20 protein-coding genes are annotated in these 21,935 nt (G+C 66.3%); 1 reads left to right on the top strand and 19 read right to left on the bottom strand.

The genetic code is table 11. The features are described 5' to 3' along the window. Positions 1 to 14 precede the first annotated feature (14 nt). The 19 genes from IPP90_14460 to tilS all read right to left on the bottom strand — a co-directional run bounded on the left by IPP90_14460 (position 15) and on the right by tilS (position 21,170). Positions 15 to 1,154, bottom strand: a complete 1,140-nt coding sequence (locus IPP90_14460; GenBank protein MBL0171894.1) for a DUF4388 domain-containing protein — start codon at positions 1,152 to 1,154, stop codon at positions 15 to 17. A gap of 7 nt (positions 1,155 to 1,161) precedes the next feature. Next, on the bottom strand, positions 1,162 to 3,759 hold the full coding sequence (locus IPP90_14455; protein MBL0171893.1) for a tetratricopeptide repeat protein: 2,598 nt from the start codon (positions 3,757 to 3,759) through the stop codon (positions 1,162 to 1,164). Between the two features lie 8 nt (positions 3,760 to 3,767). After that, complete coding sequence (locus tag IPP90_14450) at positions 3,768 to 4,388, bottom strand: chemotaxis protein CheC (GenBank protein MBL0171892.1); 621 nt, start codon at positions 4,386 to 4,388, stop codon at positions 3,768 to 3,770. A 58-nt stretch (positions 4,389 to 4,446) separates the two neighbouring features. Next, positions 4,447 to 6,369 (bottom strand): chemotaxis protein CheA, encoded by a 1,923-nt coding sequence (locus tag IPP90_14445; protein ID MBL0171891.1) that lies wholly within the window; start codon positions 6,367 to 6,369, stop codon positions 4,447 to 4,449. 28 nt (positions 6,370 to 6,397) lie between these two features. Continuing rightward, positions 6,398 to 6,763: a response regulator gene (locus tag IPP90_14440; protein MBL0171890.1), complete on the bottom strand. Its 366-nt coding sequence runs from the start codon at positions 6,761 to 6,763 to the stop codon at positions 6,398 to 6,400. Next, positions 6,760 to 7,224, bottom strand: a complete 465-nt coding sequence (locus IPP90_14435; GenBank protein MBL0171889.1) for a chemotaxis protein CheW — start codon at positions 7,222 to 7,224, stop codon at positions 6,760 to 6,762. Before IPP90_14435 ends, IPP90_14440 begins: the two co-directional genes overlap by 4 nt. Continuing rightward, the gene (locus IPP90_14430; protein ID MBL0171888.1) at positions 7,184 to 8,203 is read right to left on the bottom strand and encodes an RluA family pseudouridine synthase; all 1,020 of its coding nucleotides are present in this window, start codon (positions 8,201 to 8,203) and stop codon (positions 7,184 to 7,186) included. The genes IPP90_14435 and IPP90_14430 overlap by 41 nt, the downstream gene beginning before the upstream one ends. A 47-nt stretch (positions 8,204 to 8,250) precedes the next feature. Continuing rightward, the gene (lspA, locus tag IPP90_14425) at positions 8,251 to 8,847 is read right to left on the bottom strand and encodes a signal peptidase II (protein MBL0171887.1); all 597 of its coding nucleotides are present in this window, start codon (positions 8,845 to 8,847) and stop codon (positions 8,251 to 8,253) included. Continuing rightward, positions 8,844 to 9,377: a signal peptidase II gene (lspA, locus tag IPP90_14420; protein MBL0171886.1), complete on the bottom strand. Its 534-nt coding sequence runs from the start codon at positions 9,375 to 9,377 to the stop codon at positions 8,844 to 8,846. The genes lspA (IPP90_14425) and lspA (IPP90_14420) overlap by 4 nt, the downstream gene beginning before the upstream one ends. Position 9,378: 1 nt before the next feature. Continuing rightward, positions 9,379 to 9,759 carry a TraR/DksA C4-type zinc finger protein gene (locus IPP90_14415; GenBank protein ID MBL0171885.1) on the bottom strand — a complete coding sequence of 127 codons (381 nt, stop codon included), beginning with the start codon at positions 9,757 to 9,759 and terminating at the stop codon, positions 9,379 to 9,381. Between the two features lie 47 nt (positions 9,760 to 9,806). Continuing rightward, positions 9,807 to 13,106 (bottom strand): isoleucine--tRNA ligase, encoded by a 3,300-nt coding sequence (locus tag IPP90_14410; GenBank protein ID MBL0171884.1) that lies wholly within the window; start codon positions 13,104 to 13,106, stop codon positions 9,807 to 9,809. A 63-nt stretch (positions 13,107 to 13,169) separates the two neighbouring features. Beyond that, positions 13,170 to 13,988 carry a purine-nucleoside phosphorylase gene (locus IPP90_14405; protein MBL0171883.1) on the bottom strand — a complete coding sequence of 273 codons (819 nt, stop codon included), beginning with the start codon at positions 13,986 to 13,988 and terminating at the stop codon, positions 13,170 to 13,172. Between the two features lie 83 nt (positions 13,989 to 14,071). Then, positions 14,072 to 14,710: a DivIVA domain-containing protein gene (locus IPP90_14400; protein MBL0171882.1), complete on the bottom strand. Its 639-nt coding sequence runs from the start codon at positions 14,708 to 14,710 to the stop codon at positions 14,072 to 14,074. 43 nt (positions 14,711 to 14,753) lie between these two features. Then, the gene (locus IPP90_14395) at positions 14,754 to 15,470 is read right to left on the bottom strand and encodes a YggS family pyridoxal phosphate-dependent enzyme (protein ID MBL0171881.1); all 717 of its coding nucleotides are present in this window, start codon (positions 15,468 to 15,470) and stop codon (positions 14,754 to 14,756) included. Between the two features lie 11 nt (positions 15,471 to 15,481). Further along, positions 15,482 to 16,597 carry a hypothetical protein gene (locus IPP90_14390; GenBank protein MBL0171880.1) on the bottom strand — a complete coding sequence of 372 codons (1,116 nt, stop codon included), beginning with the start codon at positions 16,595 to 16,597 and terminating at the stop codon, positions 15,482 to 15,484. Beyond that, positions 16,509 to 17,276, bottom strand: coding sequence for a DUF2723 domain-containing protein (locus IPP90_14385; GenBank protein MBL0171879.1), 768 nt, complete (start codon positions 17,274 to 17,276; stop codon positions 16,509 to 16,511). Before IPP90_14385 ends, IPP90_14390 begins: the two co-directional genes overlap by 89 nt. Before the next feature lie 77 nt (positions 17,277 to 17,353). Further along, the gene (gene ftsH, locus IPP90_14380; protein MBL0171878.1) at positions 17,354 to 19,330 is read right to left on the bottom strand and encodes an ATP-dependent zinc metalloprotease FtsH; all 1,977 of its coding nucleotides are present in this window, start codon (positions 19,328 to 19,330) and stop codon (positions 17,354 to 17,356) included. Between the two features lie 48 nt (positions 19,331 to 19,378). Beyond that, positions 19,379 to 19,858: a hypoxanthine phosphoribosyltransferase gene (hpt, locus tag IPP90_14375; GenBank protein MBL0171877.1), complete on the bottom strand. Its 480-nt coding sequence runs from the start codon at positions 19,856 to 19,858 to the stop codon at positions 19,379 to 19,381. An 82-nt stretch (positions 19,859 to 19,940) separates the two neighbouring features. After that, the gene (gene tilS, locus IPP90_14370; protein MBL0171876.1) at positions 19,941 to 21,170 is read right to left on the bottom strand and encodes a tRNA lysidine(34) synthetase TilS; all 1,230 of its coding nucleotides are present in this window, start codon (positions 21,168 to 21,170) and stop codon (positions 19,941 to 19,943) included. A gap of 370 nt (positions 21,171 to 21,540) precedes the next feature. On the opposite strand from tilS, the gene IPP90_14365 reads away from it, so the two are divergent. Continuing rightward, positions 21,541 to 21,699, top strand: a complete 159-nt coding sequence (locus IPP90_14365) for a hypothetical protein (GenBank protein MBL0171875.1) — start codon at positions 21,541 to 21,543, stop codon at positions 21,697 to 21,699. Positions 21,700 to 21,935: the final 236 nt, after the last annotated feature.

Genomic DNA, 21,935 nt, shown 5'->3' with positions numbered 1-21,935 from the left:
TCTTTGGCCTGCCGTTACTCTCGACGCGCTGCGGGATGCAGTAACGCGTGCAGTCGGGCGGCCAACGCGATCGCTTCGCGGATGCGATCCGCGTCCGCGAGCGAAGCCTCCGACCGGAGGGCAGCACTCCAGAATGTCAGTGCGCCGGCAAGGTCACCGCGCCGCGCGGCCTCATCCCCGTGCGTGCACAACGTTGTTGCATCCATCCCGGGCAATGGCCAGCTTGCTTCCCCTCGATGGAGAGACGTCTCAGCAACCGATGACGCAACGGTGTCATCGGTGCGCATTTCGGCCGGTGTTGAGAGTGCCGGCATCCCCCGCGGCGTGGTGCGTCGACGCGGCATGCCGTCGGCCGTCAGCACGCCCATCTGGATCGGATCGAACAGCGTGTCGTCATCACCGTGGACGTCGCCGGCGGTCGTCAGGGCATCGTCACCGTGCGGGATCCAAAGATCACGCGCATGGCTCGCGGCGGACCCGCCGGCGCGCGGCGACAGCACGTCGCTCCCGATGGGCGGCGTGGGATTCCGGCGCGGCGCGGTCTGTACCTCACGCAGGGTCAACAGCCCGGCACCAATCAGTCCATGCACGATGCCGGCGACGTCCAACAACTCCCGACCGAGCACCGTGGCGAGTTCGGCCAGATCCCGCTTGCCATCGACGCGCGTGAGAATCTCCCACTCCTGTGGCACCAGCCGAAGCAGGGGCAACTGCTGGGGCTCCACATCGACGAAGGCCGGCACCACGTGCGCATGCGCGATGCGGTCCGCGAGGCGTTCCCAGTTCTCGGCACGCTGCGCCGCCTCCACCAGCAGCATGTCCACTGTCAGACGCACCGGACTGACGGGCGGAGGCGTCTCGATCGGGACAAACCGAAACTCGCCGTCTCGCCAGGTCAGCAAGTCGAGCACACACGCCTCCACCGCGCGGGTGGCGGCCGACGACGTGGCAAGGCCCGGCGCGTCCTCGGCCCGTTCGCCCTCGTGCAGGCGCCACGATGCGGCATCAACGATCGCCCCCTGCGCCAGGCGCACAAACGCCGCGGCCCCCTGCAGCTGGGCGCGCAGCTGCAACGTCCCGGATTTCCGACTGAGCCCGAGCAACTGCAACACGTCCGGGAGTCCGAGTTCGCGAAGCCGTCCCTCGAGGCTCATGCGCGTTTCATGAGACGAGACGGAGTTGCGGCGCGTTCGCTTCCGCAATGGCGCGATTCGCCTTGACGGCGAGCGCGTCATCGGCATCAATCGCGACGAACCGCCAGCGCTCCAGCGCATCGCGCAGCCGCGCCTGTCGCGCGAGCAGCACCCCATCCAGCCATGCCGCGTGACGATGCGACGGATCGTGCCGCAGAATGCGCGTCACGGCCACCCTGGCGTCCCGGTCATTCTCCAGACGGATCAGCGTTTCGGCCAGCAGAATCAGCGCGTCGAGGTCGGTCGGCATGGACGCGAGATGACGCGTCAACAGGGCCAGCACCTCATGGGGTCGATCGGCGTCGCGATGCACCTGCGCCAGTTCCAGCACGGCTTCGCGCCAGTCGGGCACCGTGGAAAGCGCAGCGACCAATTCGAGGCGCGCGGCCAGCAAGTCGCCGCGGGCGCGAAGCAATCGCGCAATCGCCACCCGCGGCGACGGTCGTGACGGATCGAGCGCCAGCGCGCGTCGATAGCAGGCAAGCGCGAGTCCGTTATCGTCGATTGCGGTGGCAGCGTCTCCGACAAAGTGCATCAAGGCGGCACTGGACGGTTCGAGTCGCAGGATACGCAGGATCGCCTTGCGCGCCGTGTCGTACTGCGACGCGTGCGCGCTGCTACAGGCGAACAGCGCAAGCACTTCGGCGTCCCGGCCATCGTGCACACCGAGCGTCTTGAGCAACGGCAAGGCCTCGGTGCCACGACCCAACAGGCAGTGCGAGCGGGCTTCGCCAATCGCGGCATGTCGCCAGAGCGCGTAGGCCGGGCTCTCGGGTGCGCCGTGCTCGGGTTCAAGAAGCGCCCGTGCATGCTCGTACCGGTCCAGCGCTTCTCCCATGACACCGCGCGCGGCGAAGGTGTCCGCGTCGAGGCACGCCTGCGACGCGTCGGCGACCGGGTCCAACACGGCCGAGGATTCCCCCTCGCCCCGTTCGGGCAGCATGGCGGCCAGATCGTGAGACGCCACCGCCACGCCGTGCAACGGATCGCCATGCCGGACCGACAGCAGGGTCAGCGCACCACACGCCTCCGGACATTCCCGTTGAAGGTCGATGCCCACACTCATGCGCGCCTCGGTTCGCACCGACGCCAGGCCCAGTGCCTGCTCGGTCTCTCGCAGCGCGCCGTCGGTGTCGCCCATCTGGCCCAGCAGGTGCGCCAGTGCGTAGCGCGCTTCCGCATGCGTGGGCCGCTCTTCGACCGCGCGGGCAAACGCGCCGCGGGCCTCGTCGCGCCACTGGAGCGCCTCGCAGATCACGCCCATCGCCTGCCACGCGTCGGCATCGTTGGGGTGAAACGCCACCAGCTCGCCCAGCAACGACAGCGCCGCCAACGGATCCTGTTGTCGTTGATGCCACCACGCGAGATTCAAACGCGCCCGCACCATGGACGGATCGAGCTCGCACGCCCGCAGCAACGACTCACGCGCCGCGTTCTCATCACCGATATCCTGCAGGGCCACGCCGAGATTGTTATAGGCGAGTGCGTAGCGCGGGTCCTGTCGCAAGGCGGCGCGATACGACTCGGCCGCGGCCGCCAGATTGCCACTCTGGTGATGGGCGACGCCGTGTTCGTTCCACAATCGCGCGTGGTCAGGCTGATCGGCCAGCAGGCTTTCGTAGGCCACGCGCGCCGCGTCATACTCACCAGCCACGAGATCCAGTTCCGCGAGGGCGTGGCGGGACAGGCGCGCATCCTCACCCTGCGCGATTGCGCGCTGGAACTCCCGACGGGCTTCGGCAAAGTATCCGCGCTGTCGGAAGGCCAGTCCCAGCCCGTAGCGCGCCATCGCGCCCTGCACCGGCGCCTCGACCGCTACGGCGGCGGGCGCCGACTCCAGGGACAGGTGCGGCTGCAGGGCCTGCGGCGACGGGTTCAGTGCCGCCGCATGACGCGCAGCGGCAACCGCGAGATCGTGATGTCCCATGTCGCCGAGGACGAATCCGCGCAGCAGGTGCGCGTCGGCAATCGTGTCATCCTGCTGCAGCACCGCATCCAGCTCGTCCAGCGCCTGCTCATTCTGTCCGCGTTGATACAGCACTTCCGCCAGGTGCAGGCGAGCGACCGGATCGTCCGTCAGTGCATTGACGGCACGTTCAAACCAGCGTTGCGCCCGACGCAGATCGCCCGCGCGCTGTTCCACCAGACCGCGCTCGAACAGCGACGCGCCATCGTCGGGATCCTCGGCGATGAGCGCATCAAGCTGCCGCGTGGCGTCCTCATTCCGACCGATCAGGCGCAGCAGTCGTGCGCGATCCCGTCGGGCAGACGTGTCGTGTGGATGGTCGGCCAGTTGGACGTTGAGCGTCAACAGTCGCGCATCACACGCCCCCGGCTTCGCGGCGGCCACTTCCAGGTTGCGCGCGGCGGTGCGCATGCGCGCATCCAGGGCGAGCGCGCGGAGAAAGGCTTCCACCGCCTCGGCGTGGAGTCCCTTGCTGAAATAGAGCACACCGAGGTTGTTGAAGGCGCCGGGATCCTGTTGATCGATCCGGTGGGCCATGGCGCGCAGCAACTCGACATCACGCCCGCCTGGCGTGCCCCTGTTCGGCTCGCCGCCGCTCATCGGCGCCTTCAGGCCAGACGCAGCGCGCGCAACATCACCTGCAGCGACGCGGGGTCAGGCAGCAGCAGGAAGAAGCCGCGAAGGGTGTGCTGCAGCTCCGTGAGTATGAACTCGCTTTCGACACAGAGAATGGCGTCCGGGTCGGGCGCGAATTCGCCGAACGCGCTGGTGAGCACCGCCGTCGACATGTCGATCACCAGCGTGGGCGGCGACGGCAACAGCAGCATGCCCAGAAAGTCGCTCAGCGCGTTCATATAGGCGCCACTGAGAATGTTGCCGGCCTCCTTGATGGCCGATGACTCGAGCTCTCCCAGCGCCAGTGACGACCCGATGGGGCGACGCAGCATCAACTCCGCCAGTCGCATCACCGTCGGTCGCGGAAACACCAGCAGCGTCCGGCCGCTCAGATCGCCCAGCATATGCATGAGGACCGCGGCGACCGGCTCCTCATCGGGCGAGAACTGCGCCGGCATGTCCTCCATGCTCGCCACCGAGATCGCCGGCACCTTGATCATGATGGTGCTGCCCGTCATCTGCGACAAAGCGGTCGCCGCGTGCCCGGCGCCGATGTTGGCCGTTTCGCGGAGCGCGTCGAGCTGGATTGTCTTCAGCGAGCGGATCGCTTCCATCATGTCTCCAGCTTCAGTACGGCGAACCCTGCGCAGCCCGTCGGCTCGAACGAGGCGATCATGTGAGGCTGCCCAGATCGACGATGAGTGCCGGCGTCCCGTCACCGAGCACCGTGGCCCCGCTGAACCACGGTTCACTGCCGCGCACCGCATCAAACGATTTCACGACGATGTCCTGTTGGGCCACCAGCGCATCGACCGCCAGTGCCGTGCGTCGACCGGCCACTTCGACCACCGCCAGATACAGATCGTCCCGGCGTCGCTCGAGGCCAAAGCGCTCCCGGAGATGCACAATCGGCACCACTTCCTCGCGCACCGTCACCGATTCGCGTTCCGCCACGGTGACGAGTGTGCCGGGATCGTACGCCAGCGCTTCCAGCACGTGGTCTGCGGGAATGGCGTACGTCGATCCGGCCACATCGACCAGCAGGGCGCGAGCGATGGCCAATGTCACCGGCAGGCGCAGTGTGAAGACCGTGCCCTGTCCCTGCAGCGTCTCGATCTCCAGCGCACCACCCAGCGCGCGCACGCGCGTGGCGACAATGTCCACGCCAACGCCGCGTCCGGACACGGCCGTGACGGAGCGCGCCGTGGAGAACCCCGCGTATGCCAGGACCTGCAGCAGGGCATCGTCATCCAACGTGGCGACGCTGTCCGGCAACAGTCCCTGTTGATGCGCACGACGCAGGATGACATCGCGGTCGATGCCGCGACCATCGTCCTCCACCTGCAGGATCACGGCCGCGCGATCGCGCGCCGCGCGCAGCGTCAGCGTTCCGGTCGGCGCCTTGCCGGCGGCGCGGCGCGTTTCCGCATCCTCAAGCCCGTGATCGAGCGCGTTCCGCAGCAGGTGGATAATCGGATCGCCGATCGCATCGAGCAGCGATCGATCGAGTTCGATCTCCCGCCCTTCGGTCACGAAGTGCACGTCCTTCCCAAGCTCCCGCGCAATGTCCCGCACGAGTCGGGGAAAACGATCGAACACCTGCCCAACCGGCACCATGCGCGCCTGCACCACCTCATCCTGCAGCGCACTGATCAAGCGCGCGGTTTCGTGCGCGGCACGCGTCAGCGCCCGGGTCGAGGAGTGGTCACTCTCTTCGGCAATGCGCAACAGGCGGTCTCTGGTGATCACCAATTCACCCACCAGATCGAGCAGCGTGTCCAGTCGGCGGCGATCGACGCGGACGGTGCGCAGCGCGTCGCCGGCGCCGTCGCGCTGTGGCGTTGCATGGATGGCGCTGACGCTGACCCGCGCGACGTCACCGGCAGCGCGCGCGGCCTCCTCCAGGGCGTCGGCCGCCGTCGCGGACCGCAGCGACACCGTGAACGCACCGTCGAAGGTGTCGCCGTGCCAGGACGCCTGTGGCGGGTCAATCCGCAGGACGACGCCAAGCGGCTCAAGCCGCCCCAACACCAGCAACGCGCGCACACCCTTGAGCGGACAGTCAGCCGTCAGACGCACGGCGATTGCGAGATCCTCCGTCATCGTCTCGCGACGCTCCGTCGCGGGCGGGATCTCGTCGAACTGTGCGCCGTGGGTCAATCCCGCGAGTCCATCGTTCGGCGAGGCGACGCTGGCGAGCGCGGCGAGCGGTCTCGGCTCGCGTGGCGCGCCCAGTCGCTGCAGCAATGGCGTGAGCGCGGCAGGAATCACATCGCCGCGACCCGCAACCGCTTCATCGACGCTGGCGCGCAGCGCGTCCGTGCCTTCGAACAGCAGCGCGACCAACGTCTGGTCGACAGGCGCGTCGCCGCTTCGCATGGTGTCGAGCAGCGATTCCAGCGCATGCGACAGTTGCTCGACCGCGCCATATCCCATCGCCGCGGCCATCCCCTTGATGGTGTGCGTGCTCCGGAACAGCGTGCCGACGTGCTCCGGGTCGGCCTGCTGCTCGAAGGCCAACAGCGTCGTGTCGAGTTCAGCCAGGTGTTCGCGTGCCTCCGCGCGAAACAGCTCGGCGTAGCGGGTCTGGTCCATGTCGACCAGCCGGTGGTCAGGACGCGGCCTACGCCGCGAGCACCCGGTTGACCGCTTCGAGCACACGACTGGGCTGGAACGGTTTCACCACGAAGTCCTTGGCACCGGCCTGGATCGCCTCCACCACCAGCGCCTGCTGTCCCATCGCGCTGCACATGAGAATGCGCGCGGTCGGATCCTGTTTCGTGATCTCGCGCACCGCATCGATGCCGCCCATATCGGGCATCACGATATCCATGGTCACCAGATCGGGTCGGAGCAGTCGGTACTTCTCCACCGCCTGCACGCCCGTCTCCGCTTCCCCGACGATCTCAAAGCCCGCCTGCTGGAGAATATCCCCCACCATCGTGCGCATGAAGATCGCATCGTCACAGATCAGCACAGTCCGGCTCACCGTCCCATCTCCTCGGAAGAGAGCAGATGCGGCGCGCAGAGCGCGACCGCGTCGAGCGGCGTGACGACCGCGTGCCCGGACGCTCCGGCATCAGCCGGGGTGTCGTCCTGGGCGCGCACATCGCGTACCGCGTCCACGGCCAGCCCGATCAGGCGGGATCCGTGCTCCAGAAGGACGACCGACGAGGACGTAACGGCACGAGCTGCACCAAGCAGAACGGCGAGTCCCAGCACGGTGCCCACCCCGCCCCGCACGTTGACGATGCCCCGAACCAGGGCCGGTGCTCCTGGCACCCGAGTGACCCGCTCGCCCCGAAACACCTCGCGCACTTGTTCGACCGGGATTCCGTACAGGTTCGCACCGACGCACACCACCAGGACCCGGGCGTGCTGCTCGTCGTCGTCGGCGTCCCCGAAAACGCTAGGGAGCGTCCGTCCCGGCGGAATCGCTGGCGCTGGCACCGGCGGTATCGCCGGTCGCGTCGCCATCTGCGGTGGAATAGAAGCCGAGTTCATCGAGAGGGTCCTGGTGCGCAGCGAGTTCGGGCATCCCGCTCAACGCGGCCAACGATCGTTTCAGATCGAGGGGCAACGGTGATCGCAGGTCGATCAGCACACCCGACACGGGATGACGAAATCGCAGCCAGGCCGCATGCAGGAAATGCCGTTTGGGAGGAAGGAGGGCGAGACGACGCCCTCCCCCACCTCCATAGGTATCGTCACCAACCACCGGATGCCCAATCGACGCGAGGTGCACGCGAATCTGATGGGTGCGCCCGGTATGCAGGTGCGCCCGCAACAGGTCCACCGAATCAAATCGGGCGAGGCGGGTGAAAATGGTCTTCGCCACCCTCCCATCCTGGACGATCGCCATGCGCGTCCGGTCCCGCGGATCACGCGCAATCGGCTTATCCACCGTGATGGAGTCGGCCGTCAGGTGCCCCCAGGTGAGGGCGGCATAGCGGCGCGTGATACGTCGGGCCGCCAGCGCGGCACTGAGCGTGCGATGGGCGATCTCCGACTTGGCCACCAGAAGCAGCCCCGATGTGTCCTTGTCCAGGCGATGGACCAGCCCCGCCCGCTCCGCGCCTCCGCCCTCCGCCAGTGGCTCACCACGCGCCATCAGCGCATTGACCAACGTACCCGTCCAGTTGCCGGGCGCGGGGTGCACCACCATGCCGGCCGCTTTGTCCACCACCACGAGATCGTCATCCTCGTAGACAATCGACAGCGGAATCGATTCCGGGAGGATATCGCGTCCGGGCGGCGGCGGAATCGTGACCACGATGTGATCCTGTGCTTCGCCCCGATATGACGCGCGTTCCGCCTTCTTGTTGACGGTCACGTGGCCATTGGCGATCAGCGTTGCGGCCTGCGTGCGGGATAGCGCGCACTCCCGCGCCACCAGGAGATCGAGTCGTTCGAGCGCGCCATCGGCCACGACAAATTCGCGGGTCGTCGCCCGTTTCTCTCCGGAGTCGGCCGATGTCACGAGCGCGACTGGCGGGCCGCCTGATCGTCGCGTGTAGTGTCGCCAGAGGAGCTGCGGCTGCGTTCGAGAGCCAATTGTTCCTTTTCCTGCTGCCACAGTGCCAACACGAGGCAGATCGCGCCGATTGTCACTGCCGAATCAGCGCCGTTGAATGTCCAGAAACGCACGTTGCCAACGCCGATATCAATGAAGTCGACGACGCCATCGCGCTGCAGAATGCGATCGAGCAGGTTGCCGATCGCGCCACCAATCACGATGGGCACGCCAACCGCGGCCAGTCGCGAGCTGCGCGTCAGGTCGGCGGTGGCTCGCAGCAGCACGCCGATGATGACGATACTGAGCCCGGCAAAGATCCATCGCGACGCGGGACCGAGGTGCATGCCGAACGCCGCTCCCGGATTGTACGCCAGCGTGAAGCGCACCACGTCACCGACAATGCGATGCGGGATGTGCCGCGGCGACAAGGCGTCCACGGCCCACGCCTTCGTCACGAAGTCAACGGCCGTCACGCTGGCCACGATCACCCAGAAGGGCCACGTCCGGGCCGCCGACGGCGCCAGCGCGTGCGGGGATTCAGGGATGGACGCACTCATGGGGCCTCCACGCTGCCCGATGACGACCGATCGGTCCCGGACGTGACCACCGTTGCCGATTCCCGCTGCTCTTCACCCCAGAGCACGTACGCCAGCAGGAATGCGCCGCCGCTCACCGCCATGTCGGCCACATTGAACGTGGGCCACCGATGCAGCCCCACGCCGACGTCGATGAAATCCACGACGCCCCGATCCGATCGGAGCCGGTCGAGGAGATTACCGATCGCGCCCGAGGCCACGAGCGCGATCGCCAACGCCCGCACGTGCTCGGTCGCCGCCGTTTGACGGTACAAGCGCCACAGGATCACCAATGCGCCCAGCGTCAGCGCCATGAAGATCCAGCGCGAGTAACTGCCGAGGTACAACCCGAATGCGGCGCCCGGATTGTAGACCAGCGCCAATCGCACGGCATCGCCCATGACCCGTTCCGGAAATCCGTTGGGGGGCAAGAGTGTTTCCGCCAGCATTTTCGTCACCCGATCGAGGGCGACGACCACGAGGAGCACGGGCCAGGAGAAGAGCGCCTTCACGTCATGCCTTTTTCGCGTCTTCCTCGCGCTGCTTGCAGGCGATGCAGAAGCGCGCGTGCGGCAGCGCATCGAGTCGTTCGAACGCGACATCGTTTCCGCACTGATGACACTTGCCGAACGTCTCCGGCGACTTGTACAGCCGCCGCAGCGCCTGATCGATATGCCACAGGAACCGCCCCTCCTGCGACGCGAACAGGAACGCTTTTTCACGTTCCATCGCGTCGGTGCCCTGATCGGCCATGTGGAACGAATACGCGCTCGTGTCACCATCGGCCTCGCCGTTGGGACCGAAAGTGTCGCCGTGGTGGCCGAGTTCCTTGATTACGCGCTTCCGCTCTTCGAGGAGTCGCTTCTCAAAGTGCGCCAGCTGCTTCTTGGGCATCGGTTTTGGTTTCTTGACATCTTTCGATGCCTCTTTCGAACTCGCCATCACACCCCGTCCTTTCTGAGCGCGAGCAGCACGGAACGTCCTTCAACGTCCACCACCTGAGTCGCGGTCCACGTGTCACCATTCGCCGTACGGCCGAACGGTGTCCCTGCTTCCTCCCCGATGAGCACCCCGACGGCCAGCACGTCATCGGCCAGCCGCTCGCGATGCTCGATGAGCGCACGGTGCAATTCGTCGTCCCCCGCCACGGCCAGCACGATCCGGTCGCTGACATCGAGCCGGGCTTCCTTCCGCAGCCGCTGTACCCGGCTGATGATCTCACGTGCCAACCCCTCGGCACGCAATTCCGGCGTCACTGTGGCATCGAGTGCCACGCCGTATCCAGCGTCCTCCTGGACCACGGCAGCGCCGGATGCGCGCCGGATGATGGCGACGTCGTCCGGCTCGATCAAGCGGTCAACACCCAAAACGGTAATCGTGACCGAGTTTCCGGCCGCCAGCGCACGAAGCTTGGCCGCCTCGAGTGCCGTCACCGCCGCCGCCACTTGGGGCGTCTCCTTGCCGAACTTCTTCCCCAAGGTGCGGAAATTGGCCTTGGCCTCGAGCGCGACGAGGGCGTCGGTCGACGTCACAAACTCCACCCGTTTCACATTCAGCTCAGCCGCCAGCAACGACGACAAGGCTGCCGCGCCGGTGGGGTCGCCGGGCACCACGCACTGCATGGACGGCAGCGGCTGCCGCACTTTCACCTCAGCGGCATCGCGCGCCGCGTGGGCCAGCGTGACGAGTTTCCGGATATCCTGCATGGACGATTCCAGCGCCTCGTCCGTCGCCGCGGCGACACCGGCGCTGTCACGACCACGCGTGAACGACGCGAGATGCACCGACGTGCCGGTCAACGCGCGATGGACGGCGTCGGTCATGAACGGCGCAATCGGCGCCAGCAGGCGACAGGTCACCGTCAACACTTCGTGCAACGTGGCGAATGCGGCGCGATTGTCGTCACTCGCCACGTCGTAGAAGCGGTTGCGCGACAGGCGCACGTACCACTTGGACACGTCGTCATCGACGAACTCCATGATTCGTCGCGCGGCCACCGTCGCATCGTAGGCCGTGAGATGGCGATCGACGTCGGCTTCTACGCGTGCCAACCGCGACAGGATCCACCGGTCCAGCAGTGGTCGATCGGCCACGGCCGGATCACGCGCACTGGGCGTCCATCCGAAATTCGCGTACTGGGCAAAGATGCCGTTGTAGACATTCCGGAAGGTGAGCAGGAATCGTCCGGCGATCTCGCGGATGGCGTTCTCGTCGAATCGGCGCGGCACCCACACCTGACTCGACGCCACCAGGAAGAGCCGCACGGCATCGGCCCCATGGCGCGACAGCACCTCCCACGGATTGACCACGTTGCCCTTGCTCTTGGACATCTTCTGTCCGGTGGCGTCGAGCACGAGATCGTTCACCACCACGTTGCGATACGGCGCCGCGGTCCCCGCGTGATTGTTGGGCAGCGCGTCGCCCAGCCCCGTGGCGATGGCCAATAACGAATAGAACCAGCCGCGGGTCTGATCGACACCTTCGGCGATGTAGTCGGCCGGATACTGCGCGGCGACCATGTCGTGATTCTCGAACGGATAATGCCACTGCGCAAACGGCATCGATCCGGAGTCGAACCAGGCATCGATGACTTCGGGGACGCGACGCATGGTGCCCGTGCCGGTCGGCGAGGGCCAGGCGTAGGCGTCGATATAGGGTTTGTGCGGATCGAAGTCGTCGGGCAACGGCCGCCCGATCCGTTCGGCCAGATCGGCGTAGCTACCCAGCACATCGACTTCGGTGGGATCTTCATCGTTGATCCACACCGGGAGCGGCGAACCCCAGTATCGGTCACGGGAAATGGCCCAGTCGACGTTGTTCGACAGCCACTCGCCGAACCGGCCGCTGCCCATCTCGGCGGGATTCCAATTCACCGAGGCGTTGCGCGCCAGCAGATCGTCCTTCACGGCGGTGGTGCGCACGAACCACGATCCGCGCGCGTAGTACAGCAGCGGCGTGCCGCAGCGCCAGCAGTGCGGATACGAGTGCGTCAGCGTCGACGCCTTCCACAGCACATCGCGGTCACGCAGGACTTCGATGATGCGCGTGTCGGCCTCTTTCACGAACACGCCGCCCACCACCGGCACCTCCGCCGCGAACTCGCCGCGCGCGGTCACCGGCTGGACGAACGCCAGACCGTGTCGCTGCCCCGCCGCGTAGTCGTCAGCCCCAAAGGCCGGGGACATATGCACCACGCCGGTACCGTCGTCGGCCGACACGAAATCCTCGGCCACGATGATTTCGTGGCGTCCCTCCTCAGGATACGGCACCCAGTCCAACGGACGCTGATAGCGCAGCCCGGTCAACTCCGCGCCGCGATGCGTGGCGACCACATCCCATCGATCGGCCCAATCGACGCCCAGCACCGCCGGAACACGCGATTCGGCCAGCAGCACGGTCCAGTCGACGCCGCTCTTCTTGCGCAATTCGGCGTAGTGCAATTCCGGGTGGACCGCCAGCGCCGTGTTGGACACCAGGGTCCACGGCGTCGTGGTCCACACGAGGATTCGACGGCGCGCACCGGGCGCGGCGTGACCGTCCGCGTCAAGCAGGTCGAGCGCGATATACACGCTCGGATCGTCGACATCGTCGTAACCCTGCGCCACTTCGTGACTGGACAGCGCGGTGCCGCACCGTGCGCAATACGGCAGGATCTTGTGCCCGCGGAACAGGAGTCCCTTGTCGTGCAGCGTGCGCAGCGCCCACCACACGCTTTCCACATAGTTGTTGGAATACGTGACATACGGATCGCCATAGTCCAGCCAGTACGCGGTACGTTGCGACAGCTTTTCCCATTCACCCCGATACTTCCAGACGTTCTCGCGGCATCGGCGATTGAACTCCGCCACACCAACCTGTTCGATCAGCTGCTTGCCGCCCAGCGTCGCCGACGCCGACGCATCGACGCCATCGCGCTCAGCCGCCTCGCGCTGCAGTTCCTTCTCGACCTCGATTTCCACCGGCAAGCCGTGCGTATCCCAGCCCGCTTTGCGCGGCACAAAGTGTCCCTGCATCGCCCGATGCCGGCAGAACAGGTCCTTCACCGTGCGCGCAAACACGTGGTGAATGCCCGGTCGCCCGTTGGCCGTTGGCGGACCTTCGAAGAAGACGAACGGCGGCGCGCCGGCGCGCGCCGCCTGTGCGGTTTCAAACAGATGCTCGGCGTCCCAGCGCGCGAGCAGGTCCTGCTCGAAGGCATCGGCGCCGAGATCCGGCAGGAGTGGGTACAGCGGTGCGGTCATGTGTGCGGAATGCGTGGAGTCAATCGATGGCGGACAATGTCGAACGGGAGCGCGGAGCGGAATTCAGAGGCGGGCGATGACGCCCTTGACCACGGCGGTCAGTTGCGGCTCGGCCGCACGCGCCACGTCGATGATCCTGGCCACCGTGGCCGGCTCGAGAGCGTCGGGCAGACACTGATCGGTGATGATGGAGAGACCCAGCACGCGCATGCCGCCGTGACGGGCTACAATCACTTCCGGCACGGTGGACATACCAACGACATCAGCGCCGACCGCGCGCAGAAAGCGGTACTCGGCGCGCGTTTCGAGATTGGGACCCTGCACGGCGGCATACACGCCTTCGCGCAGCGTGATGCCGTTGGCCACGGCCACCTCGCGGGCTATCTGTCGCAACCCCACGTCGTAGGGTTCCGACATGTCGGGAAAGCGCGGTCCCATGGCATCGTCATTCGGACCGATCAGCGGATTATCACCCAGCAGGTTGAGATGATCGGCAATCAGCATCAGGTTGCCCGGCGCCCAGAGCGGATGCATCCCGCCGCAGGCATTGCTCACCACCAGCGTTTCCGCCCCAAGCGCCCGCAGCACGCGAATGGGGAAGGTCACCTGCTGCAGGGAATAGCCTTCGTACCGATGGAACCGCCCCTGCATGGCCACGACGGTCTTGCCACTCAGCGTGCCGCAGAGCAGCCGCCCGCTGTGTGATTCGACGGTCGACAACGGGAAGTTCGGCAAGTCGCGATAGTCGATCGACTGCTCCACCGCGATTTCGTCAGCGAGCGCGCCGAGTCCGGTCCCGAGGATGATGGCGGCATCGATAGGCGTGGCGAATCGCGCCCGGATGGCCTGGGCGCAGGCCTCCACCCGCTCGCGCGCGTGCAGCCCCAATGCCGGATGCGCGAGACCGACGCGCTGATGTTCCTGCGTGTATTGGAGCTGCGGGTACGATTCCGGTTTCTTCTGGGTCAATCGTCCACCACGTCCAGCCACGATGGGGTCGGAGCACTGCCACGCGGTGGCAGTTCGCGCAGCTCCTTGAGCATGGGTTCCGTTTCGGGGGGGATATCCGGCGCCGCCGACGGCGACGCGTCGGCGGCCGGCGCGCCGCGCCCCTCGCGCGTCTGCACGCCGGGCGGAGGTGGTTCCTCTTCTGAGGCCACCAGCTCGGTGAGTTGCCGTTCGACCTGATTCCGCAATTGCGCCAGATACCCGCGTCGCGTGCGCCACAACTGCTGCAGCGCGTCCTGCGCGCGGCGCACATCATCCCGCACTTGTTGCAGCCCCTTGTCGGCTTCGGCGCGCGCTTCCCGCACGATCAGTTGCGCTTCCCGTTCCGCCTGTTCGCGGATCTCGCCGCGCAGTTGCTGGGCACTCACCAACGCATCGTTGAGTGCCTTGTCGCGATCGCGAAACGATTTCAGCTGTTCGTGGAAATTCCGCGCCTTCTGGTCAAGCTCCTGATTCGCGCGCGTCAGTCGTTCAATTTCCTCGGCCACCTGATCGCGGAACTGGTCGACGCGCGCGCGATCGTAGCCACGCAGCGCGTTGCCAAAGTCATAGCGTCTGACATCGAGGGCCGTCAGATGAAAGGCGTCGTCCGTCATGCGTTGCTCCGGAAATGAGCGCCGAAAGGAAGGTGCGGTGACATCACGTCGGCGACACCCGACTGCCGAAGAGTACCGTGCCCAGCCGCACGTGCGTGGCCCCTTCCTCAATCGCGATTTCGTAGTCCCCGGACATCCCCATGGAGAGCCACGGCGCCGGATGTCCCGCGTGCTGCAACACCGTCCGGGCGTGCCGGGCCCCGGCAAACACTGCGCGCAACACGGCCTCCGGTGCGTCAAGCGGCGCCATCACCATGGCACCCATCACCCGCAGATTTCGCAAGGCGTGCCATCGTTCCGCGAGTGCCGAAACGGCGCCAGGTTCGACGCCGCTCTTGGTGTCTTCACCGCTGATATTCACCTGCATCAGGACGTCGAGCGTCCGTGCGGCCGCACGCGCCGCCTGATCCAGCGCGTCGGCCAGTCGTTCGCTATCCACGCCATGCACCAACGCAAAGCGCGTCGCCGCCCTGGCCTTGTTGCGTTGCAGATGACCGATCAAGTGCCAGCGCACCGGCACGTCGACCCGAGCCATTTTGTCTTCCGCTTCCTGCACGCGGTTCTCACCGACGTCATGCACACCGGCACGCCATGCCGCCAGGACCGCTTCGGGACCGTGCGTCTTCGTCACCGCCACCAAGGTCACCGCCTGTCCATGCCCGCCTCGCGCGGTCGCCGCCGCGATACGCTCGCGGACCTCGACCACCCGCGACGAAACCTCCGCGTCGAACCGAGAGACCGTGGAGTCCGAAATTGGCATAGCATAAGAACTTAGCTACCGTTACAGGTGGCCACAAGTAACGGGTCCGTCAGTGTCCGCACCTGTGTGCAACGCAGCATCCCCTGCACTTGCTCGGCCGCCGGGTCGGCGTCGGTCGGCAGCGCTCCCAGCGCCGACGGTGGCACCTGTTCACCCGCGCGAATGAGCGTTGGTAACGTGAGCCCCACGGTCCCCGATACCAACTGATAGCTGGGGGCATAGACAAGACCCTCCAGTGCCCAACCCGCGCTGGGTTCGATCAGGCGCCGATCACCGGCGGAGAGCAGCACACTGACCCGGATCGGTCGACCGGCCAGACCGGCGCGCAAAGACGTCGCATGCAGGACCGCACCCAGACCAGACCACTGATCAATGGCCTTGTCGGGCAGCAAAGCATCTCGTCGCACCAGTTGATCGCGATACCAACGGGCACCCAAGAGCGGAACCGTGATGACCGTAACATCGGGCCGCACATGCTCCACCTGCTGCAGATACCACAGCGGAAACGAATCGTTGTCGCCGGCTGTGTAGAGCACGCCACCTGATGGCACGGCGTCCAGGAGCAGACGCGCCAACGTACGCGGAAGGGTCGCGACCGGCTCGCGCGTGCGATCCATGACTGGTCGATTGGCCAGCAACGGCACCGCGGCCAGCGCAAAGGGCAGTACGGCCAGTGGTCGAGACCAGCGTCGTTCAAACTGCCTGGCGATGGCCGTCATCCCGGCACCGGCGCACAATCCCCAGCACCAGAATCCCAGCACGAAGAAGTAGTCGCGCTCGCGTGCTTCATGCACCGCGCCGGCTGGTAGTACCCCCACGCCATAGGAGGGCCCGGCGTGCATGTTGAGCCATACCGCCACACCAAAGGTGCCGCTGAGCAGCAGGAGCAGCATCGCGCGCCCGACGCGGAGTTCGTGCCGCCAGAATGTCCGGAGTCCAAGCATGCCCAGCCACGCCCACGCGACGGACAGCAGCGAGCGAGCCAGCGCCGGCGGTGGTTCGGGATGCAGTCCGTACGCCACTTGCCAGTCCGCCCACTCAAACACGTTGCCCAGTTGCAGCCAGAGCGGCGCCACGCGCGGCCACAATCCCGCGACGGCATACTGCGTGCGCTGCAACACGTCCATCAATGCACGGAGCGTGACGGGATGGCCGGAATCGAGTTGGGGCGCGCGCCGACAACATCGGCAGGATTGCGGTGGCCGACAGCCCCAACATCAGCAGCGCGACCCAGGCAACCAGATCACGCCACGTTGGTGCCTCGCCGCGCCAGGCCAACGCCACCGCTGCCGGGAGTGCCACCAGCACGCTCAGATGGAGCGGCACGGCCAGGGCCACCAGCAGCACCATGATGGCGCGCCAACGTGTACGAGATTCCGCCGGTGCGTCATGGCGGCCGGCGCATTCGCCGGCGGCCAACAGCATCAGCGAGAAGAGCAAGGCCACCGCATACACTTCCGTCTCGGTGGCGTTGGCCCACACACTCATCATGGTGCCGGCAGACACGGCGGCCGCAACGGCGCCGCGAGTGCCGAGCCATCGCGTGGCCAGTGCCGCCCCGACACCACCGGCCAGTGCACTGGCCAACACCGACAGCAATGTCACCGATCGCACCGGCCCGGCACTGCTGAACACCAGCGCCGCCACGCGGCCGATCATCACCCACAGGGGTGTGCCGGGTGGGTGCGGAATGCCAAGGGTATTTGCCGCCGTCGCAAACTCCGCCGCGTCCCAGAATGTGAGGTCGGGAGCGGCCGTGGAGAGATAGGTGGCGAACAACACGACACCGGCAACTCCGCCCGCCACGAGCGCGGACGGTAGTCGGACGCCGCGGCGCACGGGGGACCGCGCGCCGTCAGCTCCGTTCCGCCTGACCAGAGGCGTCAGGCGGGTGCGACCTCAGGACCACCCAGCAGCGGCGGAGCCGCCGGACGCGGCGTTGGCGTCATGGTCGGCAGCGCGCCATACGCCGAGGCAGGCGGGGCATCGGGTGGCAACCGGGGCGGCAGTTCCTTGCCCGCCTTGAGCACCAGGATGTCTTCACGCGTGAGCGTCTCGCGTTCAAGCAGCTGCGTGGCCACGATATCCAGCAGCGCCCGATTCTCCGTCAATACCGAGACCGCTCGCGCGTGGGCTTCGGTGACCACCCGCTTCACTTCCGCATCAACCAGCTGCGCCGTCTGCTCGGACACTTCGCGACGGGACTGCAGCTCACGACCGAGAAAGAGCTCCTGCTCGTTGTCGCCAACCAGGATCGGTCCGATGGCATCGGACAGTCCCCACTGCGTGACGTAGCGACGGGCAATGCCGGTGGCCTGCTGGATATCGCTGGCCGCGCCTGTGGTGACCCGATCGCGTCCGAATACGATTTCTTCCGCCGCGCGACCACCGTACGCCATCACCAACCGCGCTTCCAGCTGTTCGCGCGTGACGGACACGCGATCGTCCTCGGGCAAGGTGAACGCCAGACCCAGGGCACGCCCGCGTGGCACAATGGTGACCTTGTGCAACGGGTCATTGCCTTTCACCACCATGGCACAGACGGCGTGGCCCGCTTCATGGAAAGCGGTGAGCCGACGTTCGTCATCCTTCATGACCAGCGACTTGCGTTCGGCACCCAGCATGACGCGATCCTTCGCCTCTTCAAGATCACTCATGTAGATCTTGTCATGCCCCTTCCGGGCCGCCAGCAGCGCGCCTTCGTTGACGAGGTTGGCCAGATCAGCGCCTGCCATTCCCGGCGTGCCGCGCGCGAGCGCGGTCACACTCACGTCGTCCGCCTGCGGCTTGTTGCGCAGATGCACTTTCAAGATGCCGTCGCGGCCGCGCAAATCGGGCAGGTCGACTACGATCTGCCGGTCGAATCGACCGGGTCGCAGCAGCGCGGGATCGAGCACATCGGGACGATTGGTGGCGGCAATCAGGATCACGCCGTCGTTGGACTCGAAGCCATCCATCTCCACCAGCAACTGGTTGAGCGTTTGCTCGCGCTCGTCGTGGCCACCGCCGATACCGCCGCCACGGTGGCGACCGACGGCGTCGATTTCATCGATGAAGATGATGCACGGCGCCTGCGCCTTGCCCTGTTCGAACAGGTCGCGCACGCGAGACGCGCCGACGCCGACAAACATTTCGACGAAATCGGAACCCGACATGGAGAAGAACGGGCGTCCGGCTTCGCCGGCCACCGCGCGTGCCAGCAGCGTCTTGCCGGTACCCGGCGGGCCGACGAGCAGCGCGCCCTTGGGCAATCGTCCACCCAGCTTGGTGAACTTCTGCGGGTCCTTCAGGAACTCGATGATTTCCTGCAACTCGACTTTGGCCTCGTCGGCGCCGGCCACATCCGCAAACGTGATCTTGGGCGTATCGCCCGTGAGCAGCTTGGCTTTGCTCTTGCCGAACGAGAACGCCTTGTTGCCACCTGACTGCATCTGCCGGAACAGGAAGATCCAGAAACCGATCAGCAGGACATACGGCAGGATGGTGATGAGCAGGCTGCCGAAGTTGGCCCGCGCTTCCTGCGCCGACACCTGGGCCCCGCGCGCGTACAGGCGATCGGACTCGGCCGCCGCCAGCCCCTGCGGGATCCGCACGGTGAAGTTCCGCGAATCGCGCGGTCCAACCTTGACCGATTGATTGAACACGCCAAGCATGACGTTGTCCGGCTGGAACGTGACCGCTTTCACGTTGCCCAGCTCGAGTTGCTGGCGATACTGCGTGTAGGTGATCTCGGGCGACTGGACTTGCCGTCCTCCCGACCACGTCAGGAACGCCACCGGGATGAGGATCACGAGGATCCAGAAAGACAGCGTCTTGGAGTGTCGCGCCCAGTTGATGGGCTTCTTGGGATTCGGCGTCATGGGTGCTGGCATGTAGAGTAGCGCGTTCCTGCTATTGATGGATCGGGATTACTGCAGGCTGGCGACATACGGCAGATGCCGGAAGTTCTCGGCATGGTCCAATCCGTAGCCCACCAGAAACTCGTGCGGCGCGTCAAACCCGACGAACCGCGTGGGGTGCCTCAATTCGGTCGCGATGTGCTTGTGCAACAGGGCGCAGATTTCGAGCGAGCGCGGCTGCCGCTCTGTCAACAGGTCGACGAGTCGGTTCAGGGTCCGACCGGAATCGACGATGTCTTCCACCAACAGAATGTGTTTACCCTCCAATTGGGTTTCCGGATCGTAGAGCAGGCGCACGACCCCGCTGGACTCCATGGCTTCCCCGTAGGACGATGCGACCAGAAAATCGACTTGCAGCGGCCGGGCGACGTGCCGCACCAGATCGCTCAGAAAGATGAAACTGCCCTTGAGCAGGCCCAATACGAGCAGGTCGCCATCCGGGTAGGCGGCGGTGATGTCGGCGCCGAGCTCGCTGACCCGTCGCTCGATGGTGGCCGCGTCGAAGACGACGCGATTGACCGCGCGCCCATCGAGGCGAGGATCAGCCGGAAGGCTGCTGGCTGCATTTACGTCAGTCGGGCTCGCGCTCACACCGATACCAGATCGAGTCCGGCCATCCCGGCCGGTGCGGGGCCGCAAGGGAGCGGCAAAGTCCAGGAACGCACAAGAGCGCATCTCCCACGAGGACGACCGGCCAGCCCGACCGGTCAAGTGCGGGAACGTGTGCATCTGAAAAGTATCGTGTCACGCGCCGCCCCGCCGGAGCACCGGCGGTTTGGATACGATCGCCCGAACGCCAGTTGCGCAGTGTGACGTCCGCACCGACCGGGAGACCGAACACGCGCGGATCGGTTGACGCGGCCCGGGCATCCGTCGGGGAGAGCCGGTGAAACCGCCAGCCACCGAGTCGTGACGGGACGTGGCCCGCAACACCGGCCCAGCTCCACTCCCCCGTTGGCGTGGGAGGCGGGCGGCGCAATTCGAATTGCTCATGCGCGCCGACACCGACGCGCATCGCAACCGCGCCTCCGGCCACCACCACATAAGCACCACGACGACGCGACGTGCTAAACCGGACGAGTTCACGAGTTCCCCGCGCATCGAGCACCACGTCGATGCGCGCAAAGCAAGCGGGCCACAGAACGGCCCGCCCAGCGTCCGTCGTGGCATCGAACGCATCGACATCAACCCGCACGATGCCGGCGCGTACGGGACTGACATCCAGCGACTCGACATACGCCTCCACGTCCCGTCGCCAGGCCGCGGCGCGCTCACCAAGGGCAATCATCGTTGACGCAAAGCCTGACCGCGTTCGCTCGAACGCCGGCAATAGATCGTGACGCACTCGCCCGCGTTGAAAGCCGAGGGACGCATTCATGGGATCTTCCAGAAAATCGATCGACTCGGCCGCCGCCCAACCAGCAACCTCGGCGCGGGAGACGGAAAGCCATGGACGAACGATGTCCGATGGCGCAGCGAGCGACGCCAAGCCTCGCGGACCGGACCCGCGCAACAGGCGCATCACGATCGTTTCCACCTGATCGTCCCGCGTGTGCGCCGTGGCGACCCGGGCGCCGAACGCGCGCGCCACGCGCCGCAGGAAACGCCAGCGTGCCTCACGCCAGGCCGCCTCCGAGTGCGCCGGCTGACGCGCCCGCTCCCGCACCACGGTCAACCCCAGTCGACGTGCGGCGGCTGCCACGTGGGCGGCGGCGTCCGTGGCATACCCACCCGTGCCGTGATCAAACGTCGCCACGGCGGCCAACCGATCGGGCGCCCACCGCGCGAACGCGTGCATCATGGTCATGGAATCCCGGCCGCCGGACACCGCCAACACCAGCGGGCCCGAGGACCGGCTGAGCGCGACGTCGAGTGACGCGCGGAGCAGCGCTGCCGTGGGTACCGTATCCCCGACCCTGCGTGCGACGAATCGTCAGTCACCGATGCCCGCCCACCGCCCATGGGCCGATCTTCAGACGTCATCACTGACTGATTGCCCACTGAACTCCCGCCGTCAACTGGGTACCGGCCACTGGACACAAACCATCGGGGTGCTCGGTATCGATCACCCCCCTACCTTCGCGGCGGCAACTCGGCTATCCTACCCGCGCACTTCCTGCGGTCGCGCCACGGGTTCGCGCGATTGCCCGCACTTCGTCGGAGAGAACGTCGTGGAACATCACGGAGTATTCGGCACCATCTGGGCAGCGCTCGGCATGACCGCCTATTATATGGCGATCACGTGGATCAACATCTTGCTCGGACTGCTGCTGACGCCGCTGTTCATGATCCCGCTTACCTGGGTCCAGGACGCGTTCGCCAAGAAGTGACGCCACACGACGGCGCGTCACCGGGCGAGACACCGGTAGGCGCCGTCAGACTCTGCGCTCCCCCGCGAGGCACCAACACCTCGTGTGTCGGCAGGACGACCGAGTCACCAAAGGCCAACGGCGAGTAGCAAGTTCACTCGGATCAATGCTTGGATGGATGGTTTTGTGTGTGCCTGTTCGAATGCGACCTTTGGGGTCGAGGGGCCTGGCAATGATCTATCGGCCTCGACACCGCG

Source organism: Gemmatimonadaceae bacterium (assembly GCA_016720905.1).
GTDB lineage: Bacteria > Gemmatimonadota > Gemmatimonadetes > Gemmatimonadales > Gemmatimonadaceae > Gemmatimonas.
This window is presented reverse-complemented; position numbering and strand designations above follow the sequence as displayed.

Excerpts from the sequence above, each read along its gene's own strand:
- IPP90_14415 (MBL0171885.1), bottom strand. The coding sequence starts at position 9,759 with ATGCCCAAGAAGCAGCTGGCGCACTTTGAGAAGCGACTCCTCGAAGAG.
- IPP90_14400 (MBL0171882.1), bottom strand. The coding sequence starts at position 14,710 with ATGACGGACGACGCCTTTCATCTGACGGCCCTCGATGTCAGACGCTAT.
- IPP90_14455 (MBL0171893.1), bottom strand. The coding sequence starts at position 3,759 with ATGAGCGGCGGCGAGCCGAACAGGGGCACGCCAGGCGGGCGTGATGTC.
- ftsH (MBL0171878.1), bottom strand. The coding sequence starts at position 19,330 with ATGACGCCGAATCCCAAGAAGCCCATCAACTGGGCGCGACACTCCAAG.
- IPP90_14410 (MBL0171884.1), bottom strand. The coding sequence starts at position 13,106 with ATGACCGCACCGCTGTACCCACTCCTGCCGGATCTCGGCGCCGATGCC.
- IPP90_14450 (MBL0171892.1), bottom strand. The coding sequence starts at position 4,388 with ATGGAAGCGATCCGCTCGCTGAAGACAATCCAGCTCGACGCGCTCCGC.
- IPP90_14390 (MBL0171880.1), bottom strand. The coding sequence starts at position 16,597 with ATGGACGTGTTGCAGCGCACGCAGTATGCCGTCGCGGGATTGTGGCCG.
- lspA (MBL0171887.1), bottom strand. The coding sequence starts at position 8,847 with ATGAGTGCGTCCATCCCTGAATCCCCGCACGCGCTGGCGCCGTCGGCG.
- tilS (MBL0171876.1), bottom strand. The coding sequence starts at position 21,170 with ATGATGCACGCGTTCGCGCGGTGGGCGCCCGATCGGTTGGCCGCCGTG.
- IPP90_14395 (MBL0171881.1), bottom strand. The coding sequence starts at position 15,470 with ATGCCAATTTCGGACTCCACGGTCTCTCGGTTCGACGCGGAGGTTTCG.
- IPP90_14445 (MBL0171891.1), bottom strand. The coding sequence starts at position 6,369 with ATGGACCAGACCCGCTACGCCGAGCTGTTTCGCGCGGAGGCACGCGAA.
- IPP90_14460 (MBL0171894.1), bottom strand. The coding sequence starts at position 1,154 with ATGAGCCTCGAGGGACGGCTTCGCGAACTCGGACTCCCGGACGTGTTG.